Consider the following 3,219-nt stretch of genomic DNA (forward strand, 5'->3'; position numbering starts at 1 on the left):
AAGAATACAAAGGGAAGCGAAACCGCGAGGTCAAGCAAATCCCATAAAGTTGTTCTCAGTTCGGATTGTAGTCTGCAACTCGACTACAKGAAGCTGGAATCGCTAGTAATCGTAGATCAGCATGCTACGGTGAATACGTTCCCGGGTCTTGTACACACCGCCCGTCACACCACGAGAGTTTGTAACACCCGAAGCCGGTGGAGTAACCTTTTAGGAGCTAGCCGTCGAAGGTGGGACAAATGATTGGGGTGAAGTCGTAACAAGGTAGCCGTATCGGAAGGTGCGGCTGGATCACCTCCTTYCTAAGGATATATTCGGAACATCTTCTTYAGAAGATGYGGAATAACGTGACATATTGTATTCAGTTTTGAATGTTTATTTAACATTCAAATATTTTTTGGTTAAAGYGATATTGCTTATGCGAGCGCTTGACTAAAAAGAAATTGTACATTGAAAACTAGATAAGTAAGTAAAATATAGATTTTACCAAGCAAAACCGAGTGAATAAAGAGTTTTAAATAAGCTTGAATTCATAARAAATAATCGCTAGTGTTCGAAAGAACACTCACAAGATTAATAACGCGTTTAAATCTTTTTATAAAARAACGTAACTTCATGTTAACGTTTGACTTATAAAAATGGTGGAAACATAGATTAAGTTATTAAGGGCGCACGGTGGATGCCTTGGCACTAGAAGCCGATGAAGGACGTTACTAACGACGATATGCTTTGGGKAGCTGTAAGTAAGCKTTGATCCAGAGATTTCCGAATGGGGRAACCCARCAYRAGTTATGTYRTGTTATCGAYAWGTGAATWCATAGCATATCAGAAGGCAAACCCGGAGAACTGAAACATCTTAGTACCCGGAGGAAGAGAAAGAAAATTCGATTCCCTTAGTAGCGGCGAGCGAAACGGGAAGAGCCCAAACCAAYAAGCTTGCTTRTTGGGGTTGTAGGACACTCTATACGGAGTTACAAAGGAMKAYATTARACGAATCATCTGGAAAGWTGAATCAAAGAAGGTAATAATCCTGTAGTYGAAAATRTWKTCTCTCTTGAGTGGATCCTGAGTACGACRGAGCACGTGAAATTCCGTCGGAATCTGGGAGGACCATCTCCTAAGGCTAAATACTCTCTAGTGACCGATAGTGAACCAGTACCGTGAGGGAAAGGTGAAAAGYACCCCGGAAGGGGAGTGAAAKAGAACYTGAAACCGTGTGCTTACAAGTAGTCAGAGCCCGTTAATGGGTGATGGCGTGCCTTTTGTAGAATGAACCGGCGAGTTACGATYTGATGCAAGGTTAAGCAGWAAATGTGGAGCCGTAGCGAAAGCGAGTCTGAATAGGGCGTWTAGTATTTGGTCGTAGACCCGAAACCAGGTGATCTACCCWTGGTCAGGTTGAAGTTCAGGTAACACTGAATGGAGGACCGAACCGACTTACGTTGAAAAGTGAGCGGATGAACTGWGGGTAGCGGAGAAATTCCAATCGAACYTGGAGATAGCTGGTTCTCTCCGAAATAGCTTTAGGGCTAGCCTCAAGTGATGATTATTGGAGGTAGAGCACTGTTTGGACGAGGGGCCCCTCTCGGGTTACCGAATTCAGACAAACTCCGAATGCCAATTAATTTAACTTGGGAGTCAGAACATGGGTGATAAGGTCCRTGTTCGAAAGGGAAACAGCCCAGACCACCAGCTAAGGTCCCAAAATATATGTTAAGTGGAAAAGGATGTGGCGTTGCCCAGACAACTAGGATGTTGGCTTAGMAGCAGCCATCATTTAAAGAGTGCGTAATAGCTCACTAGTCGAGTGACACTGCGCCGAAAATGTACCGGGGCTAAACATATTACCGAAGCTGTGGATTGTCCTTTGGACAATGGTAGGAGAGCGTTCTAAGGGCGTTGAAGCATGATCGYAAGGACATGTGGAGCGCTTAGAAGTGAGAATGCCGGTGTGAGTAGCGAAAGAYGGGTGAGAATCCCGTCCACCGATTGACTAAGGTTTCCAGAGGAAGGCTCGTCCGCTCTGGGTTAGTCGGGTCCTAAGCTGAGGCCGACAGGCGTAGGCGATGGATAACAGGTTGATATTCCTGTACCACCTATAATCGTTTTAATCGATGGGGGGACGCAGTAGGATAGGCGAAGCGTGCGATTGGATTGCACGTCTAAGCAGTAAGGCTGAGTATTAGGCAAATCCGGTACTCGTTAAGGCTGAGCTGTGATGGGGAGARGAMATTGTKTCYTCGAGTCGTTGATTTCACACTGCCGAGAAAAGCCTCTAGATAGARAWTAGGTGCCCGTACCGCAAACCGACACAGGTAGTCAAGATGAGAATTCTAAGGTGAGCGAGCGAACTCTCGTTAAGGAACTCGGCAAAATGACCCCGTAACTTCGGGAGAAGGGGTGCTCTTTAGGGTKMMMGCCCAGAAGAGCCGCAGTGAATAGGCCCAAGCGACTGTTTATCAAAAACACAGGTCTCTGCTAAACCGTAAGGTGATGTATAGGGGCTGACGCCTGCCCGGTGCTGGAAGGTTAAGAGGAGTGGTTAGCTTCTGCGAAGCTACGAATCGAAGCCCCAGTAAACGGCGGCCGTAACTATAACGGTCCTAAGGTAGCGAAATTCCTTGTCGGGTAAGTTCCKACCCGCACGAAAGGCGTAACGATTTGGGCACTGTCTCAACGAGAGACTCGGTGAAATCATAGTACCTGTGAAGATGCAGGTTACCCGCGACAGGACGGAAAGACCCCGTGGASCTTTACTGTAGCCTGATATTGAAATTCGGCACAGCTTGTACAGGATAGGTAGGAGCCTTTGAAACGTGAGCGCTAGCTTACGTGGAGGCGYTGGTGGGATACTACCCTAGCTGTGTTGGCTTTCTAACCCGCACCACTTATCGTGGTGGGAGACAGTGTCAGGCGGGCAGTTTGACTGGGGCGGTCGCCTCCTAAAAGGTAACGGAGGCGCTCAAAGGTTCCCTCAGAATGGTTGGAAATCATTCATAGAGTGTAAAGGCATAAGGGAGCTTGACTGCGAGACCTACAAGTCGAGCAGGGTCGAWAGACGGACTTAGTGATCCGGTGGTTCCGCATGGAAGGGCCATCGCTCAACGGATAAAAGCTACCCCGGGGATAACAGGCTTATCTCCCCCAAGAGTTCACATCGACGGGGAGGTTTGGCACCTCGATGTCGGCTCAYCGCATCCTGGGGCTGTAGTCGGTCCC

At 47.6% G+C, this 3,219-nt stretch carries 2 rRNA genes; both read left to right on the plus strand.

Annotated features, from left to right (window positions below):
- Positions 1 to 302: ribosomal RNA gene (locus A6013_RS27410) — 16S ribosomal RNA — on the plus strand; the annotation flags it as partial.
- Between the two features lie 350 nt (positions 303 to 652).
- Positions 653 to 3,219: ribosomal RNA gene (locus tag A6013_RS23525) — 23S ribosomal RNA — on the plus strand; the annotation flags it as partial.

The sequence above is a fragment of the Enterobacter sp. IF2SW-B1 genome (assembly GCF_001743375.1).
GTDB classification, from domain to species: Bacteria; Pseudomonadota; Gammaproteobacteria; order Enterobacterales; family Enterobacteriaceae; genus Enterobacter; species Enterobacter bugandensis.